Source organism: Pseudomonas caspiana, assembly GCF_002158995.1.
GTDB lineage: Bacteria > Pseudomonadota > Gammaproteobacteria > Pseudomonadales > Pseudomonadaceae > Aquipseudomonas > Aquipseudomonas caspiana.
Window position 1 is genome coordinate 84,371 of the sequence record NZ_LOHF01000017.1, and the last position, 17,028, is coordinate 101,398.

Annotated in this window: 18 protein-coding genes and 1 pseudogene; 7 read left to right on the plus strand and 12 right to left on the minus strand. The window is 56.9% G+C overall.

Annotated elements, in window-relative coordinates:
• Positions 1-177: 177 nt before the first annotated feature.
• The 4 genes and pseudogenes from AUC60_RS18815 to AUC60_RS18830 form a co-directional block, all read right to left on the minus strand.
• The gene (locus AUC60_RS18815; RefSeq protein ID WP_087270951.1) at positions 178-723 is read right to left on the minus strand and encodes a DUF1003 domain-containing protein; all 546 of its coding nucleotides are present in this window, start codon (positions 721-723) and stop codon (positions 178-180) included.
• A gap of 194 nt (positions 724-917) precedes the next feature.
• The gene (locus AUC60_RS18820) at positions 918-1,115 is read right to left on the minus strand and encodes a hypothetical protein (protein ID WP_087270954.1); all 198 of its coding nucleotides are present in this window, start codon (positions 1,113-1,115) and stop codon (positions 918-920) included.
• 122 nt (positions 1,116-1,237) lie between these two features.
• Positions 1,238-1,718 (minus strand): annotated as a pseudogene (locus AUC60_RS18825) (GreA/GreB family elongation factor).
• 3 nt (positions 1,719-1,721) lie between these two features.
• The gene (locus AUC60_RS18830) at positions 1,722-2,120 is read right to left on the minus strand and encodes a hypothetical protein (protein ID WP_087270956.1); all 399 of its coding nucleotides are present in this window, start codon (positions 2,118-2,120) and stop codon (positions 1,722-1,724) included.
• A 118-nt stretch (positions 2,121-2,238) separates the two neighbouring features.
• Between AUC60_RS18830 and earP the strand changes: the two genes are divergently transcribed.
• The gene (gene earP, locus AUC60_RS18835) at positions 2,239-3,384 is read left to right on the plus strand and encodes an elongation factor P maturation arginine rhamnosyltransferase EarP (RefSeq protein WP_087270959.1); all 1,146 of its coding nucleotides are present in this window, start codon (positions 2,239-2,241) and stop codon (positions 3,382-3,384) included.
• A gap of 96 nt (positions 3,385-3,480) precedes the next feature.
• Positions 3,481-4,050: an elongation factor P gene (locus tag AUC60_RS18840; RefSeq protein ID WP_027900557.1), complete on the plus strand. Its 570-nt coding sequence runs from the start codon at positions 3,481-3,483 to the stop codon at positions 4,048-4,050.
• 207 nt (positions 4,051-4,257) lie between these two features.
• Here AUC60_RS18840 and AUC60_RS18845 read toward each other — a convergent pair whose 3' ends face one another.
• The 3 genes from AUC60_RS18845 to AUC60_RS18855 all read right to left on the minus strand — a co-directional run bounded on the left by AUC60_RS18845 (position 4,258) and on the right by AUC60_RS18855 (position 6,533).
• Positions 4,258-5,271 (minus strand): alpha/beta hydrolase, encoded by a 1,014-nt coding sequence (locus AUC60_RS18845; protein ID WP_087270962.1) that lies wholly within the window; start codon positions 5,269-5,271, stop codon positions 4,258-4,260.
• 28 nt (positions 5,272-5,299) lie between these two features.
• Complete coding sequence (locus AUC60_RS18850; protein ID WP_087270965.1) at positions 5,300-5,719, minus strand: organic hydroperoxide resistance protein; 420 nt, start codon at positions 5,717-5,719, stop codon at positions 5,300-5,302.
• 346 nt (positions 5,720-6,065) lie between these two features.
• Positions 6,066-6,533 (minus strand): MarR family winged helix-turn-helix transcriptional regulator, encoded by a 468-nt coding sequence (locus AUC60_RS18855; protein ID WP_087270968.1) that lies wholly within the window; start codon positions 6,531-6,533, stop codon positions 6,066-6,068.
• A gap of 205 nt (positions 6,534-6,738) precedes the next feature.
• On the opposite strand from AUC60_RS18855, the gene AUC60_RS18860 reads away from it, so the two are divergent.
• Positions 6,739-7,485 (plus strand): sulfite exporter TauE/SafE family protein, encoded by a 747-nt coding sequence (locus AUC60_RS18860; protein ID WP_167384375.1) that lies wholly within the window; start codon positions 6,739-6,741, stop codon positions 7,483-7,485.
• Between the two features lie 4 nt (positions 7,486-7,489).
• Here the strand turns inward: AUC60_RS18860 and AUC60_RS18865 are convergent, their stop codons facing one another.
• The gene (locus tag AUC60_RS18865) at positions 7,490-8,371 is read right to left on the minus strand and encodes a LysR substrate-binding domain-containing protein (RefSeq protein ID WP_405623143.1); all 882 of its coding nucleotides are present in this window, start codon (positions 8,369-8,371) and stop codon (positions 7,490-7,492) included.
• 67 nt (positions 8,372-8,438) lie between these two features.
• On the opposite strand from AUC60_RS18865, the gene AUC60_RS18870 reads away from it, so the two are divergent.
• A complete protein-coding gene (locus AUC60_RS18870; RefSeq protein WP_167384371.1) occupies positions 8,439-8,675 on the plus strand; it encodes a DUF1127 domain-containing protein in 237 nt (78 codons plus the stop codon).
• A 113-nt stretch (positions 8,676-8,788) separates the two neighbouring features.
• Here AUC60_RS18870 and AUC60_RS18875 read toward each other — a convergent pair whose 3' ends face one another.
• Entirely contained in the window at positions 8,789-10,135 is a 1,347-nt protein-coding gene (locus AUC60_RS18875; RefSeq protein ID WP_087270979.1) for a class II 3-deoxy-7-phosphoheptulonate synthase, read from the minus strand.
• Between the two features lie 218 nt (positions 10,136-10,353).
• On the opposite strand from AUC60_RS18875, the gene AUC60_RS18880 reads away from it, so the two are divergent.
• Positions 10,354-11,109: a spermidine synthase gene (locus AUC60_RS18880; protein WP_087271093.1), complete on the plus strand. Its 756-nt coding sequence runs from the start codon at positions 10,354-10,356 to the stop codon at positions 11,107-11,109.
• Positions 11,110-11,112: 3 nt separating this feature from the next.
• On the opposite strand, the gene AUC60_RS18885 is transcribed toward AUC60_RS18880, so the two are convergent.
• Complete coding sequence (locus AUC60_RS18885) at positions 11,113-11,904, minus strand: crotonase/enoyl-CoA hydratase family protein (RefSeq protein ID WP_087270982.1); 792 nt, start codon at positions 11,902-11,904, stop codon at positions 11,113-11,115.
• Between the two features lie 419 nt (positions 11,905-12,323).
• Here AUC60_RS18885 and AUC60_RS18895 point away from each other — a divergent pair, with 419 nt between their 5' ends.
• On the plus strand, positions 12,324-14,000 hold the full coding sequence (locus AUC60_RS18895) for a DEAD/DEAH box helicase (RefSeq protein WP_087270985.1): 1,677 nt from the start codon (positions 12,324-12,326) through the stop codon (positions 13,998-14,000).
• A 207-nt stretch (positions 14,001-14,207) separates the two neighbouring features.
• Here the strand turns inward: AUC60_RS18895 and AUC60_RS18900 are convergent, their stop codons facing one another.
• A complete protein-coding gene (locus AUC60_RS18900) occupies positions 14,208-14,975 on the minus strand; it encodes a DODA-type extradiol aromatic ring-opening family dioxygenase (RefSeq protein ID WP_087270987.1) in 768 nt (255 codons plus the stop codon).
• Between the two features lie 103 nt (positions 14,976-15,078).
• Here AUC60_RS18900 and AUC60_RS18905 point away from each other — a divergent pair, with 103 nt between their 5' ends.
• Positions 15,079-15,741: a thiopurine S-methyltransferase gene (locus AUC60_RS18905; RefSeq protein WP_087270989.1), complete on the plus strand. Its 663-nt coding sequence runs from the start codon at positions 15,079-15,081 to the stop codon at positions 15,739-15,741.
• Between the two features lie 124 nt (positions 15,742-15,865).
• Here AUC60_RS18905 and htpX read toward each other — a convergent pair whose 3' ends face one another.
• A complete protein-coding gene (gene htpX / locus AUC60_RS18910) occupies positions 15,866-16,753 on the minus strand; it encodes a protease HtpX (protein ID WP_027902444.1) in 888 nt (295 codons plus the stop codon).
• Positions 16,754-17,028 lie beyond the last annotated feature (275 nt).

The window sequence follows — 17,028 nt, forward strand, 5'->3', positions numbered from 1 at the left end:
CGCTCCAGAGGCAATGACGGTTTGAATTACGGTCATAATCCTGCTGTTTTATGATGAGCGCAATATTAAGGTGTGCATGGCCGCTCTCGGGCAATTTCATCAGGCCGGCGCGTGGAGCAAAGGCCGCAGAGCCGTTGGCGATCTACTATCGGGAAGGTGCGAGGGATGGACGGCAGATCAGCCCGGCTTTTTGTCGCAATCGACAGGGTCGCGCTTCACGAAATGCTTGTGCATGTCGGAGGTCAGCGTCTCGATACGTTCAGTCAGGCTCTTGGTCAACTCGGTGAGGCGAGTGTTTTGCTCCAGTAACCCAAGCATTTGCGCAGCAAGGTCTTCGCGGTGTTGGGCATCAGCATCCGCGTTGGCTTTGTCTCGGGCCGACTGGCGTGTTTGAGCCAACAGAATCAGTGGCGCGGCGTAGGCCGATTGCAGGCTGAACGCCAGATTCAGCAGGATGAACGGGTACAGATCGAATTGCGTCAGGCCTGTGGTGTTACACACCACCCAGAGCAAGACGATGACGGTTTGCGCACCGAGGAAAGCCGGTGTACCAAAGAAGCGAGCGAAGGCTTCGGCCTTGAGAGCAAACCCATCGTTGCCGAAAGTACTGGCCAGATGTGCGTGATTCTTGTGGAAGCGCAGATGGTCGACGATTTTCTTGCCGGTCGATTCTGTAGTTTTGCGAGGTTCGGAGGAGGGCGATTCAAATCCAGCGGAGTTCATGACGGTTTCCAGATTGCCGGGGCGTGCGGCCACTATAGGCGCTTCTGGGAGATACGGGCGCCGATAGATGTACACACTTTCGTAAGAGCGGCTTCAGCCGCGAGAGCGCATTCGCAGTCTCTGCCCACATTTGGGCAGGAACAACAGGCTCCCGGCTAAAGCCAGTCTTGCGGGCGACTCATCCAGGCAGGCAATCAATCCGGATGCAATGGTTTGGACAGCAGCATGATGGCCGCGTAGTCATAGACGTACTGGCGCCCGGCATGGCTGGTCTCACGTAACTGGTCGATCAGCAGTCGCTCTTTCTTGTTCAGGTATCTCAGCCCAGGGTGGTCACTTGACTTGAGGCGATCACGTTCATGGGCGTCAGGAAAAGCAATGACGTTAGTCATGAAATATCTCCTACTTAGTGAGTCCTTGCTTCCGGTTATGTAGTCCCGGTCACTTTGTGTGGCGACGAGGCCACCTTACCCAGAAAAAGTTGGAGCGATCAACCCTGCAAATGAATAGCCGGTCACACTATCTGTGTGACTTCGAAGGTTTGGCTGCTGCCATTGACGTGGATTTCGAGCTCATCGCCCGCCAGTTTACCCAGCAGGGTCTGGCCCAATGGCGCACGGGCGGTAATCACTGTAATTGCGTGCGCGTCGTATTGAACCTTCAGACCAGCGGCATCAGGTCCCAGAAACAAATGCTGTTCAACGCCAATGATTTTCCAGTGTGATCAGGTCGCCGGGCTGAATCCCTTTGTGCTCGTTGAACGGTGCGAGCGCCAGCTTTTGATAGAGCATGAGCGACTGGCGAATTTCTTCCACACGCCTCGCCTGACCTGCAGCGAGGTAAGAAGCTTCCAGGCCCAGTGTGTCGTACTTGTTCTCGGCGATGTTTTCTTCGTGGGTCGCGGTTTCATAGGCGGTCTGCGCAGCGCGCTGGGCGATATCCAGGTCCACTTCTAATTTGCTGATGATCAGTTGCAACACGTCTTGCTTGTTCATGGTTTATCCGCAGAACTGGATGACATTGGCGCGGCTCTTTTCGCTGGGAGCGGTGCGATCCTGCTGCATCCAGAAGTTGCATTTGGGGCCATTGAAGTTTTTCTGCTGTTGTTCCTGAGCCTGCTCCCACGCCTGGCGAGCCTCGCTTTCACGCAGGCTTTGCTCATATTTTTCGAACATGGTTTTTTCCGCAGCGGGCGCCGGTTTGGTGACGGGCGGCGCGCTCAATTGAGCGGCGGCATTATTGATTACCTGAGTTTCGGCTGCGGGCAGAGCCTTGTAGAACAACATGCCGGTCAACACCACAGCGATAAAACCAAGCCAGATGCCAATGGCGATACAGGCGATCAGTTTCAGTGGGTGAACGGAAACATTCAGCTCGCGGCGATGGGAAGTAGGCATGGCAGGATCTCGGCGTTGACTGCAGATGCTGTGATTGTGCCATGAGCGAAGGCTGGTGAATGCCGGTTGTCTGAAGGACAATCGACGTTTTTTATCATCCAGCCTCAGGGAGCCGGAAATGAAAGCCTCTTGGGACATTTTTTGCAGTGTCGTCGACAACTACGGCGACATCGGCGTGACCTGGCGTCTGGCCCGGCAACTAGTAGCCGAACATGGCATTAAGGTGCGACTGTGGGTCGATGATCTGGCTGCTTTCGTGCGCATCAGCCCTGGCGCTGATGCCGAGGCTGCGCAGCAGTGGCGCGAAGGCGTCAGCGTTCATCAATGGCCGAAGCAATGGCTGGCCACTGATCTCCCAGATGTGATCGTTGAGGCGTTCGCCTGCCGTTTACCACCCGAGTACATAGACGCTATTGCGCAATGTTCGCCACGGCCGGTGTGGATCAATCTCGAATACCTCAGTGCTGAGGACTGGGTAAGCGGTTGCCATGGTCTGCCATCGGTGCAATCCAATGGCCTGCGCAAGTTTTTCTTCTTCCCGGGCTTTGTTCCGACCACCGGTGGCTTGTTGCGCGAGCGCGACTTGCTCATGACACGCCAGGCGTTTCAGCTGAGCAGGGAAGAGCGCCAAGGGTTCCTCCGGGCGCTGGACGTTACGCCCGACGATACTGCGCGGCTGATTTCGGTATTTGCCTATGAGAATCCCGGCCTCGGTGCCTGGCTTGACGCGTTGGCTACCGATAACAAAGCTACGCATTTGTTGGTGCCCGAAGGTCGTATTCTCGGTGATGTGCAACGCTGGCTGGAGGTGGACGGCTTGAAAGCCGGTGCACTGGAAAAACGCGGTGCGTTGATTGTCCAGGTGTTGCCGTTCGTCAGGCAGGAAGATTATGACCGCCTGCTGTGGTGTTGTGATTTCAACATAGTTCGCGGCGAAGACTCCTTTGTAAGGGCACAATGGGCGGGTCGACCGCTGCTCTGGCACATCTATGAGCAGGAGGATGATGCCCATTGGATCAAGCTCGATGCCTTTATGAAACACTACCTTGCAGGGCTCTCGCCCGATGCTGCCAAGGCTTTGAGCCGTTTTTGGCACACCTGGAATGCAGGTCATGAGGGGGCTGAAAGTTGGCATGCGGTTCTTGATCACTGGGATGAGATCAAAAAACACGGCGAGAACTGGTGTCTGCAACAAGCTTCCCATGCGGATCTTGCGACGACGCTGGTACTGTTTTGTGGAGTTTCGTATGATACGCGGCCTTGAGATTAGGCTCTGTACGAAAAAGACCTTTGCGTGACTGCGTAAAGCGGTTTCTCGTACAGAGCCTCGGCAACTTCCATCCAAATTCGGATATGCGCAATGAAAACTGGTAAAGAACTCAAACCCGGTACCGTGATTCGTCTTGAAAACGACCCTTGGCTGGTTCAGAAAGCTGAATTCACCAAGTCCGGTCGTAACAGCGCCATCATGAAGACCAAGCTGAAAAACCTGCTGACCGGTTACAAGACCGAGATCGTTTACAGCGCTGACGACAAACTGGACGACGTAATCCTCGACCGCAAAGAAGCGACCCTGTCCTTCATCAGCGGCGACACCTACACGTTCATGGACACCACTGACTACACCATGTACGAGCTGAACGCTGAAGACATCGAAGCCGTTCTGCCATTCGTGGAAGAAGGCATGACCGACGTTTGCGAAGCGATCTTCTTCGAAGAGCGTCTGGTTTCCGTAGAGCTGCCGACCACCATCGTTCGTGTAGTTGACTACACCGAAGGTTCGGCTCGTGGCGACACTTCCGGCAAGGTGATGAAGCCTGCCAAGCTGGCCAACGGTACCGAGCTGCAAGTTGCTGATTTCATCGAAATCGGTGATCGCATCGAGATCGATACACGCGAAGGCGGTTCCTACAAAGGCCGTGCTAAATAAGCACAGCTTTTACCGCTTCCACAAAAAGGCCCGCAGCGATGCGGGCTTTTTTGTGGGTGTTGAGTTGAGTCAAACAACGAATAACGTGCTGAACTGAAATGCATTTCTGTAGGAACCACCGAGGTTACGAGGCCAGCGATACCGGTTTGCCTGACACTCCGCCATCGCTGGCCTCGTAACCTCGGTGAGCTCCTACAGGGGCCGCGGTTACTTCAGATGCACTTTCAGCTCTTGAGAAGCTTGTGACAGCGCCGACTGCACTTCCGGAACCTGACTGACGACGTTCAGCAGACCGTAGTCGTGGATCATGCCGTTATAGCGCACTGAGGTGACTGACACCCCGGCCTGATCCAATTTACGGGCATACGCCTCGCCTTCATCACGCAATACATCGTTCTCCGCGGTCTGCACCAATGCGGGCGGCAGGCCTTTGAGTTGATCTACCGTTGCACGCAACGGTGAGGCGTAGATCTCGTTACGCTGTTTAGTATCAGTGGTGTAGTTATCCCAGAACCACTTCATCATGTTGCGGGTCAGGAAGTGACCTTCTGCGAACTGATCATAAGAGCCAGTCTCGAAATTTGCGTCGGTTACTGGCCACAGAAGCACTTGGTATTTGATCGCCGGGGTGCCTTTGTCTTTGGCCATCAAGGCAACTACCGCTGCCATGTTGCCGCCGACGCTGTTGCCCGCCACGGCCAGACGCTTGCCGTCGACATTGATTTCCTTGCCATGCTCAGCCACCCATTTGGTCGCCGCATAAGCCTGATTGATCGCTGTCGGGTAGTGCGCTTCCGGTGACGGCGTGTAATTGACGAACACCGCTACCGCACCTGAACCCGCCACCAGATCACGCACCAGACGTTCGTGAGTCGGGAAATCTCCCAGAACCCAGCCGCCACCGTGGAAGAACATGAACACCGGAAGCGTGCCTTTGACGCCGGCCGGACGCACGATGGTCAGGCTGATGTCCTGGCCGTCGGCCTTGATGGTTTTCTCGCTGACGTCAGCTTTGGGCATGGTCAGTTTGACCCCGGCCTGAGCGCCCGTAAGCACTGCGCGGGCATCTTTGGGCGACAACTGCTCAATCGGCTTTCCAGCACCAGAGTTCAGCGCATCGAGAAATGCCTGAGTGTTGTGTTCCACGGTGCCTGCAGCAAATGCGCTGTTGATGGACAGGGCGAGAAGGGCACCGGTCAAGACTTTGTTCACGGTTTTCATGTTCGAATCCTGAGTAGTGATCGGGCGTTTACACGGTTACGTGCAGACGCACATCAACGTTGCCACGAGTAGCGTTCGAGTACGGGCATACCTGGTGAGCGGCTTCAACCAGTTGCTCGGCGTCGGCTTGTTCCAGGCCTGGCAGGTTGATGTTCAGGTCGATATCCAGGCCGAAACCGCCTGGGATCTGACCGATACCGACATGGGCAGTGATCGAGGCGTCAGCCGGGATGCTGCGTTTGCTTTGACCGGCAACGAATTTCAACGCGCCGATGAAGCAAGCCGAGTAACCGGCAGCGAACAGTTGCTCGGGGTTAGTGGCTGCACCACCTGCACCGCCGAGTTCTTTTGGTGTAGCGAGCTTTACGTCGAGGATGTTGTCGCTGGAAACAGCACGACCATCACGGCCGCCGGTTGCAGTTGCGATTGCGGTGTAGAGAGTATTCATGGTGTCACCTCATTTTATGGTTGAAAGATCGTAGGGATCGGAGTGGTTCAAAAATTGTCTGTTTGCGCTAAATATTTGCGCGCTAACTGAGTGCGAATTAAATGTATCGCGCAAATAGTTTGCGCGCAAGGTAATTTTTTAGATTTTCGGACTGGATGGTTTTTTTGGGGGGAGGCGGCGTAGCGCATGGTCGCAACGGGATTGCATTTCAATCCTGTTGCTTTTGTAAGAAATCACAGCGCTATGGTGAAGAAAGCGGACCTGCAGGAGTGATCGGGTGGCGATCACTCCTGCAGGAAACACATTGCATTTAAAGCTTCTGCCGTGTGTCCTGGAGGCAAATGCCTCAAACACTGCCCTGCAAATTTCCGCGAAGCTTGAGCAGTTCGCCTTGCAGCGCTTGCAACTGCTCAATTTCCAGACCGCTGGCTGTCAGGATGCAGCCAGGGACGGTCAGGGCTTTTTGTTGCAGGGCACGGCCTTGTTCGGTGAGGCGCAGCAGCACGACCCGTTCATCTTCCTTGCTGCGTGTGCGGCTGATCAGACCTTCGCCTTCCAGACGCTTGAGTAGCGGGGTCAAAGAGCCCGGATCAGTCAGCAAGCGAGTGCTCACGTCGCCAACGGTGAGACCGTCCTGTTCCCACAGCACCATCATGGCCAGGTACTGGGGATAGGTCAGGCCCAGCGCCTGAAGCAGTGGCTTGTAGACCTTGGTCATCATCAGCGAGGTCGAATACAGTGCGAAACACAGTTGGTTGTCGAGCTGCAACGCGTGGCAGTTACTGTCGGCAGTGGAGCTGGCGTCAGCGCTCATGGGGTAATCCTCTCTAGCGGGTGTCATGACGACAATTTAGTGCTGTGATGTTTATTGCGCCAGATAAATTCCATTCAGCCTGTGCACTCATCCGGTCGTTGCTCTCTATCACGTGCATGAAACCTGCGTAATAGCGCGTATCGGTTATTTGCCTGCACAGCCAGACTGCGTAGCATGCGCGCATCGTTTGAGTGGGGATCGCGGTGTGATGGAAGTGGTGATGTTCGTATTGCTGGGTGCTGCAATGGGCACTCTGGGTGGATTGTTTGGCATTGGCGGCGGTCTGGTCGCGATTCCTGCTTTGGGTGTCCTGTTCGGGCTTGACCAACAGCTGGCCCAAGGTACTGCGTTGTTAATGGTACTGCCTAATGTGCTGCTGGCCCTGTGGCGCTATAACCAGCGCAACCGTATTTCCATGCGCAACGCGATGATGTTGATCATTCCTAGCTTTTGTCTGGCGTGGCTGACCTCGTTGTGGGCTGTGCGCCTTGACCCGCAACACATGCGACTGGCCTTTATCGCCTTCCTGATCTTGCTGACGGTTTTCAATCTGGCGCAGATGTTCTGGCGCAAGGATCAGGCCAGCAGTGAGTTGCGCCACGTCAACCGTCTCTGGTTGTTGGGGATGGGCTCAGGCATCACCGGTGGCTTGTTTGGCGTTGGCGGCGGAGTGATTGCAACGCCAATCCTGACCAGTTTTTTTGGTGCGACTCAAGTGGTCGCGCAGGGTCTGGCACTTGCGCTGGCGACACCCAGCACCGCGATTACGCTGTTCACCTATGCGCTGCACGATCACGTCAATTGGGGCATGGGCATTCCGTTGGCCGTTGGCGGGTTGGCCAGCATCAGTTGGGGCGTGAAGCTGGCTCATTCGATGCCCGAGCGTTTGTTGCGTTCGCTGTTCTGCGGTTTCCTGGTGGTCTGCGCGGTGATCCTGGCCTTTAAAGCCTGAAAGCTCAAAGCCTGAAACCTTCGGCGATGTGTTCGGCCAGGCATTCAGTGATGGGTGACGGGTTTTTTGGATTACGCAGCAGGACGATGCTCGCCAGTGGCAGCTGCGGCATTTGTTCCGCCTCGCCGATGATGCGTAAATCAGGGGTCAGCAGACTTTCCAGTTGCGCTGTCACTGCCAGACCCGCCGTCACTACCGCGCTAATGGCCGCCAGACTGGCACTGGTGTAGGCAATCCGATAATCGCGTTGCATGGCGTCCAGAGCGTTGCAGGCCCACGTCCGGCAAAAACAGTCGGTGTTGAACATCGCCAGAGGTATCGGGTTCTGTTCGTGAGGATAAAAGCCTTGAGCAGCCATCCAGACGAAACGCTCCTGACGCAGGATCTGGCCGATCTCGGTGCCGGGTTCGCGAGTGACGATACTCAGGTCCAGATCCTGGCGCAGGAGCAATTGCCTTGAGGGTTCGCAGTGCACTTCAATCTGCACCAACGGATAGGCCTGAGCAAAACGCTGGAGAATGCCGGGCAAAAAGCGCATGACGTAATCGTCCGGTGAGCCAATTTTTACCACGCCCACCATATGAGGCTCGCGCAGAGTATTGAAGACCTCTCCATGCAGCTTCAGGATCCGCCGCGCATAGCCCAGTAGTACTTGACCCTCAATCGTCAGGCTCACCGTGCGTCCGTCCTTCTGGAACAGCGGACGCTGGATTAAATCCTCCTCCAGACGCTTCATCTGCATGCTGACCGCCGATTGAGTGCGGTTCACCACTTCGCCTGCACGGGTAAATCCACCGTGATCGGCAATGGCCACGAAGGTGCGCAAGAGCTCGGTGTCGATGCTCGGGTAACTGGCCAATACATCAATCTCCCAGATGCAGTGCATAAGAAACATTCGTTGGATTGATCTTATCGCTGGCGCGAGACTCTAGCCATCCCACATGGAGGGCAAGATGATGAAAGGTCAAAAAGGTTACGTGTTGGTACTTAAAACCCTGTCCCGGGATTCCTGGATCGAGCGCCTGCTCAAGTCAGTCAAGAAACATACATCCCGCTGGTACGAACTGCATCGTCAGCGTCGGCAATTGGCGAGTCTGAGTGACACGGCATTGAAGGATCTGGGTTTGAGCCGTGCGGATGTCTATCAGGAGGCCGAGCAGCACTTCTGGAAAGATCCGATGAAGCGCTGATGTCGCCTATATATAACCTCTGTAGGAGCTGCCGAAGGCTGCGATGGCGGCCGTGTCAAAGGTATCCAATCGCAGCCTTCGACAGCTCCTATAGGTTTTGGGTTGTCTGAGACCTAGCGCTTAACCTGCTTCAACGTCTCGGCAATCAGGAACGCCAGCTCCAGCGACTGATCGGCGTTCATCCGTGGGTCGCAGTGGGTGTGGTAGCGATCCGACAAGCCATCTTCGGTAATCGGCCGGGCACCGCCAATGCATTCGGTGACGTTCTGCCCGGTCATTTCGATATGAATACCACCGGCATAGGTGCCTTCTGCCTGATGCACCTGGAAGAACTGCTTCACCTCGCCAAGGATCTGCGCGAAGTCGCGTGTCTTGTAGCCGCTGCTGGCTTTGATGGTGTTGCCGTGCATCGGGTCGGAACTCCACAGCACTTTGCGGCCTTCGCGCTCAACGGCACGAATCAGCTGTGGCAAGTGGTCGCCGACCTTGTTCGCGCCCATGCGGGCGATCAGGTTGAGGCGGCCGGGGTCATTGTCCGGGTTGAGGATGTCGATTAGGCGAATCAGGTCATCGGTGTTCATGCTTGGCCCGACTTTCACGCCGATCGGGTTGTTCACCCCGCGTAAGAACTCCACATGAGCCCCGTCCAGTTGCCGGGTGCGGTCGCCGATCCACAGCATGTGCGCCGAGCAATCGTAGTAATCGTTGGTCAGGCTGTCGCGCCGCACAAAGGCTTCTTCGTAGTTCAGCAGCAAAGCCTCGTGGGCGGTAAAGAAGCTGGTCTCGCGCAATTGCGGTGAGCTGTCCATTCCGCAGGCACGCATGAACGCCAGAGTTTCATCAATGCGGTCGGCCAGTTGGCTGTACTTTTCAGCCAGCGCCGAGTTGGCGATGAAGTCCAGGTTCCACTTGTGCACCTGGTGCAGGTCGGCAAAACCGCCTTGAGCGAAGGCACGCAGCAGGTTCAGGGTCGCGGTGGACTGGTTGTAAGCCTGAATCAGTCGGTCAGGGTCCGGAACGCGGCTTTTTTCATCGAAGCCGATGGCGTTGACGATATCGCCGCGGTAAGCAGGAAAGGTCACGCCGTCGATGGTTTCGTCGTTGGCCGAGCGCGGCTTGGCGAACTGCCCGGCCATACGGCCTACTTTGACCACCGGGCAGCCAGCGGCAAAGGTCATGACGATTGCCATCTGCAGCAGCACTTTAAAGGTGTCGCGGATCTTCGCTGCGGAAAACTCGACGAAGCTCTCTGCGCAATCACCACCTTGCAGCAGGAAGGCGCGACCTTGGGTCACCTCGGCGAACTGTCGACGCAACTCTCGGGCCTCACCGGCAAACACCAATGGCGGATAACTGGCCAGCGTCTGCTCTACCTTCAGCAGGTGCGCAGCATCAGGGTATTGAGGTTGCTGCTGAATGGGCAATGCCCGCCAGCTGTCGGGGCTCCAGGGTTGGCTCATCATGAACTCAAGGTCAGGCAATCGGACCGGCATGTTAGCAGTTCGCCGAGCCGTCGCCAGCAAACAAGGGATGATCGGAGCCCCAGCGCCAATATGAGAGGCGGCAATTAAAGAGAAAGAGCGTGACCTTGTTGCTGTGCTTGATCGACAATTCACTTTTTGCGCGGTCCAGCGACCGCATCAACAGGCCAGACTTGGGCTCGCCGTTAGGAGAAGCAATGACTGAGGAGCGGGTGGAGCGGATTCTGGCCGAGGTGCACGACGATTTCGGCATGATTCGCGTACTGGAAGTGGATGATTACCGCTTTCTGGAATTCGGCGATGCCATCGAGCAAAGCTGCACTTTCACGGCCGATCCCAGCTGGCTTGAGTACGACTACACCCGGGCGATGCTGATTGGCGCGTTGTGCCACGAAGCTCCCGAAAGCGCGCTTTTTCTGGGGCTGGGCGCGGGCACTCTGACTCAGGCCTGTCTGAAGTTCTTGCCGCTGGAAGATGTTGAAGCTATCGAATTGCGCCCTGACGTACCGCGTCTGGCGATTGAGTTCATGGGGCTGGACGATGATCCCCGGCTCTTTATTCGCATTGGTGACGCGCTGGAGCTGCTTGAAACCGCTGAGCCGGCTGACCTGATTTTCGTTGACCTCTACACCGATGTCGGGCCGGGCGTCGGGCACCTTGCCTGGAAATTCCTCGAGAACTGTCAGAAGCGTCTGAATTCGGGGGGCTGGCTGGTCATTAATCAATGGGCTGCGGATGACGGCAAACCGCTGGGCGCGGCGCTGTTGCGCGGCCTCTATCACCGGCACTACTGGGAACTGCCGGTGAAGGAGGGCAACGTTATCCTGATCGTTCCTGCCGATCTGGATCAGGAGCTGGACATGGCGTCGCTGAATGCTCGTGCTGAAGAGCTGGCGCCTCGCTTGGGTTACTCGTTGGCATCATTGATCAAGGATGTGCGTCCCGCGACCTGATGCTCAACTTCCGTGAAACGCGCCGGGTCTGCGTTCCTGCATGGCAAGCAGACCCTCTTTGGCATCTTCGGTGCTCATGATCGCCTGGACTCTGGCCGGTAACGCCTGAGCGGCGACTGTTTCGCCTTCAAGCACCGCCTGACGGGCAGAGGCGATTGTTGCGCGAATCGCCAGCGGTGCCTGTTCGGCAATGCGTCCGGCCAGCAGCAAGGCATAAGGCAGCAGGTCCTCCGGGGCGGTGACCTCTTGCACCAGCCCCATGCGACAGGCTTCGTGGGCATCGAACTCGTCCCCGGTCAGCAGCCAGCGCATCGCGTTGCCCCAACCCGCGATCTGATGCAGGCGTAACGTGGCGCCGCCAAACGCGAAGATTCCCCGGTGGACTTCAAGCTGCGCGAAACGGGTGGTGCTCGCGCACAGATTGATATCCGATGCGAGCATCAACTCGATACCCAGCGTCAGGCAATAGCCCTGTGCAGCAACGATCACCGGCTTGCTGACCCGCGGGCCGGCGAATATGCCCCAGGGATCACAGCCACCCTCCGGAACCTGCCAGCCATTGATCAGGGCCGGGCCGGCTTCGGCCAGGTCCAGGCCAGCAGTGAAGTGCTCGCCGTGCGCAAAAACCACCAAAACCCGCGCTTGTTCCTCACGTTCATATTCCCCGTAAGCCAGGCTTAACTGGTTGAGCAGTTCCAGGTCGAACGCATTGCGCTTGGCGACACGGTCCAGGCCGATAAGCATGACGTGGTCGTGCAGTTCACGGCTGACGCGGCCTTTTATAGAGGAAGTCATGTAGGAAATCCCTGCGCTTGAAGTAGGATCGGGGGCAGACTATTTGACTGATCGGGTGAACCGTTTAAGCAGGTTCTCCCGTAATGCCGGGCCTGTTGCAAAATAGACACTGTTACAGGTTTGCGCAAAGCCTGTAGGCTTTGGGCATCGGCCATCATTAGTAGTGAAAAAAATCCTCACTTTTTTGCGTAATTCCGGTATAGTGCGCGCCGGTCTTTAACAGGACCCTCGTCAAGGTATTGCAATTCCCCGAAGCCAGCTTCGGCTGCTTGTTCGCTCTGCGGACTATCCTAGGCGATCCATTCATCAAACGTTTTCGCAAATCCCCGCCGACAAAGCAGCCAGGGTGACTTTAGGGTCGTACACGGCACGCGCAGCTTTGGAGCATGGGTCTTTGCGGATGCACTAGAGGCAGACCCATGACCCAGGAAATCGGCGGCTTCGCCGCTCTTGAACTTCATCCTAATATTGTTGCAGCAGTCGTCGCGACTGGCTATGAAGAGCCTTCGGCCATTCAGCAGCAATCGATCCCTATTATCCTTGCTGGCCACGACATGATCGGTCAGGCGCAGACCGGTACCGGTAAAACCGCCGCGTTCGCACTGCCTATCCTGCATCGTATCGACCCAAGCAAGCGCGAGCCGCAAGCACTGATCCTGGCGCCGACTCGCGAACTGGCCCTGCAAGTGGCCACCGCTTTCGAAACCTACGCCAAGCAAATGCCGGGCGTTACCGTTGTGGCTGTCTACGGCGGTGCGCCGATGGGCCCGCAACTGAAAGCAATCCGTAATGGCGCGCAAATCGTTGTCGCTACTCCGGGCCGTCTGTGCGATCACCTGCGTCGTGACGAGAAAGTCCTCGCTACCGTGAACCACCTGGTTCTCGACGAAGCAGACGAAATGCTCAAACTGGGCTTCATGGACGACCTGGAAGTCATCTTCAAGGCCATGCCGGAAACCCGTCAGACCGTTTTGTTCTCGGCTACCCTGCCGCAGTCGATCCGTGCCATCGCTGAGCGCCACCTGCGCGATCCGAAGCACGTAAAGATCCAGACCAAAACCCAGACCGTTACCGCGATCGAACAGGCTCACCTGTTGGTTCACGCTGACCAGAAGACCTCTGCCGTACTGAGCCTGCTGGAAGTCGAAGATTTCGACGCCCTGATCATGTTCGTTCGTACCAAGCAAGCGACTCTGGATCTGGCCAGCGCACTTGAAGCCAAAGGCTACAAGGCAGCTGCACTGAACGGCGACATCGCTCAAAACCAGCGTGAGCGCGTTATCGACTCCCTCAAGGATGGCCGCCTGGACATCGTTGTAGCGACCGACGTTGCTGCTCGTGGTCTGGACGTTCCGCGCATCACTCACGTATTCAACGTTGACATGCCGTACGACCCAGAGTCCTACGTTCACCGTATCGGCCGTACTGGCCGTGCCGGTCGCGAAGGTCGTGCACTGCTGCTGGTGACTCCACGTGAGCGCCGCATGCTGCAAGTGATCGAGCGTGTAACCGGTCAGAAAGTTGCCGAAGTCCGCCTGCCGGATGCTCAGGCTGTTCTCGATGCCCGCATCAAGAAATTGACCAACAGCCTGTCGCCGCTGGTTGGCGATGCCGAGTCGACTCACGGCGAGCTGCTGGATCGTCTGACTGCCGATATCGGTTGCAGCCCGCGCGCCCTGGCCGCTGCTCTGCTGCGCAAAGCTACCAACGGTCAGGCTCTGACCCTGGCAGCCATCGAGCGCGAGCGTCCGCTGGTGCCGAACAACACGCCGCGTGAGCGTAGCGATCGTTCGTCGTCGGATCGTCCAGAGCGCAGTGGTGATCGTGAGCGTCGTGCTCCGGTCCCATTGGCCGAAGGTCGTGCTCGTTGCCGTACCGCGCTGGGTGCGCGTGATGGCATCGCTGCCAAGAACCTGCTGGGTGCAATCCTCAACGAAGGCGGCCTGGCCCGCGAAGCAATCGGTCGCATCCAGGTGCGCGACAGCTTCAGCCTGGTTGAACTGCCGGAAGATGGCCTTGAGCGTCTGCTGACCAAACTCAAGGACACCCGCGTTGCAGGCAAGCAGTTGAAGCTGCGTCGCTATCGCGAAGATTGATCGACTCCTGAGTTGATCGTCTGAGACAAAAAATCCCCGACAGGTTCGGGGATTTTTTTTGTCTGTGGATTCTGATATGTCGCAGCAAAGCAGGGTTTATGCAGGAGCTCACCGAGGTTACGAGGCCAGCGATGACGGTTTTGTCTGACAGACCGCTATCGCTGGCCTCGTAACCTCGGTGAGCTCCTACAGGATTGGATTCAGATCTCACCCAAACCTGTAAATATCCATCCCCAGCGCGCCCATCGTGAAGCCTTTGTGCGCCACGCTGAATTCACCACCGGCACCGCGGGCGAAATACAGCGGCAGCAAATGCTCGTCACTTGGATGGTTGCGCGCGGCATTTGGCGCCTGTACCCGATAGTCATGCAGGGCAGCTTCATCGTTGCTGGCCAGCTTTTCGATCATCCAGTCGCGAAAGTCCTTGGCCCATGGTTCCACGCTTTCCGGTCCGGCGTGCCAGTCCAGCTCGCGCAGGTTGTGGGTGATGCTGCCCGAGCCAATGATCAATACACCCTGATCACGCAAACTGGCCAGCGCCCGGCCGACGCGAGTTTGTAGCGCCGGACCTTCTCTGCTGGGCAGGGAGACCTGAACGATCGGAATGTCGGCATTGGGATACATCAATGACAGAGGAACCCAAACACCATGATCAAACGGCCGCTGGCTGTTCGTGCGTGCCGGCAGTCCGGCAGCCTGCAATAACCCCGCAACTTCAGTGCTCAGCGTCGGCAAGCCTGGGGCAGGGTACTGCACCGCGAACAAGGCTGCGGGGAATCCACCGAAGTCATGCCAGGTTTCCGGATGTGGATTGGCGTTGACCAGCAGTTCCTGGCTTTCCCAGTGAGCTGAAACAATAACAATGGCCTTCGGCCTGGGCATCTCGGCTGCGAGAAGCGCCAGGGCCGGGCCGCTTTCACCGGGTTCCAGCGCAAGCATCGGCGAGCCGTGGGATATAAACAGGCTGGGGAACATAGTGGGAGTCCTGAGCGTTAAGATGTCACCATCTTCAGTCAGATCATTGATCTAAATCTAATATAAGTTTTAGCACTTTTTGATCGAATTATAAGGAGCATCCATGCAGGCCGAATTTTGGCATGAGCGGTGGGCGGCCAACCAGATTGGTTTCCACCAGCGACAGGTGAATCCCTTGCTCCAGCGCCTCTGGCCGGAACTCGAGGTCGGGCAGGGCGCTCGGGTTTTGGTGCCCTTGTGCGGCAAAAGCCTGGATCTTGTCTGGCTTGCCAGGCAGGGGCATGGAGTGCTGGGCGTGGAGCTGTCAGAAAAGGCAGTTCAGGAGTTCTTCAGTGAGCAGCAGCTAGAGCCGGTCATCAGCCAGAATGGCGCTTTCAAGGTGTACGGCTGCGAAGGGATCGAATTGTGGTGTGGCGATTTCTTTGCATTGCGTGCCGAGGATGTTGGCGAATGCACAGCCCTTTATGATCGAGCCGCATTGATTGCCTTGCCGCCTGCTATGCGTGAACGGTATGTCGCACACCTGTCATCAATGTTGCCTGCTCAATGTCATGGGCTGCTGATTACGCTGGATTACGATCAGGCAAAGATTGATGGACCGCCGTTTTCCGTTCCGGACGAGGAGGTGCAGCGACTGCTGGCCGGGGGCTGGGAGCTGGACATATTGCAGACCAGCGACGTCCTCAAGGGCAGTGTAAAGTTTGAGCAGCGCGGTGTGGAGCGTCTGGAGGAGCGGGCTTATCGGCTGGTGCGATATGACCTGTAGGAGCTGCCGAAGGCTGCGATGGCGGTACGTCAGGCTGGAATGCCTCGCAGCCTTCGACAGCTCCTACAAGTTACGCACTCATATAAAAACCCGGCACCAGGGCCGGGTTTTTTATGCCGATCGATCAACCGCGGCGACGCAGTGCTTCGATACGATCTTCCAGAGCCGGGTGGCTCATGAACAGCGCAGCCAGGCCGCTCTTCAGGCCACCGTTGATGCCGAAAGCCGTCAGGCTGTCAGGCATTTGCACCGGCACGCCCTGTTCGGAACGCAGACGTTGCAGGGCGCCAATCATGGCGCTGGTGCCCGCCAGTCGCGCACCGGCTTCGTCAGCACGGTATTCACGTTTGCGCGAGAACCACATGACGATGGCGCTGGCCAGGAAGCCCAAGACAAGTTCGGCAAAGATCGTGGTCACGTAGTAAGCGATACCCTGACCGTTTTCGGTCTTGAAGATCACCTTGTCGACGAAATTACCGATGATACGGGCGAAGAACATGACGAAGGTGTTCACCACACCTTGCACCAGCGCCAGGGTCACCATGTCGCCGTTGGCAACGTGGCCGATTTCGTGTGCCAGTACCGCTTTCACTTCATCGGGGGAGAAGCGCTCGAGCAGGCCCTGGCTGACGGCAACCAATGCGTCGTTCTTGTTCCAGCCCGTAGCGAAAGCGTTGGCTTCGTAGGCAGGGAAGATCCCGACTTCCGGCATCTTGATGCCAGCGTCGCGGGACAGTTGCTCAACGGTTTGCACCAGCCATTGTTCATGACGGGTGCGCGGCTGGGTGATGATCTGTGTGCCGGTGCTCATTTTCGCCATCCACTTGGAGATGAACAGCGAGAAAAGCGAGCCGGCGAAACCAAATACAGCGCAGAAGATCAGCAGCTGATTGAGGTTTAGATCAACCCCATTGGCCGCCATGAACCCGTTGAAGCCAAAAAGGCTCAGGGTGATGCTGGCAATCAGCACGACCGCCAGGTTAGTGGCCAAAAACAGCAAAATGCGCATCATGGTTTGGATGTTCTCCTGTGACGAATATGTAACGCGTTGCGGGGTATATAAGGTGATGTAGACGGCTATTCAACCCGGCGACTATTTCAAACTGTGTCGTCTGGCGCGAACCAGTTGCATTCGCTTTAGGCAAACAGGTCCCGACCCAGAGCGACTGGCTCTCAGTGCGGTCATGCGTACATTGTTTTTTTGTATTTCGGCACAAGCGCGGTCCAGCAATAGCGATCCCATACCCGGGAATCGCTATGACCGCGAAGAGACTCCAGGAATTCCCG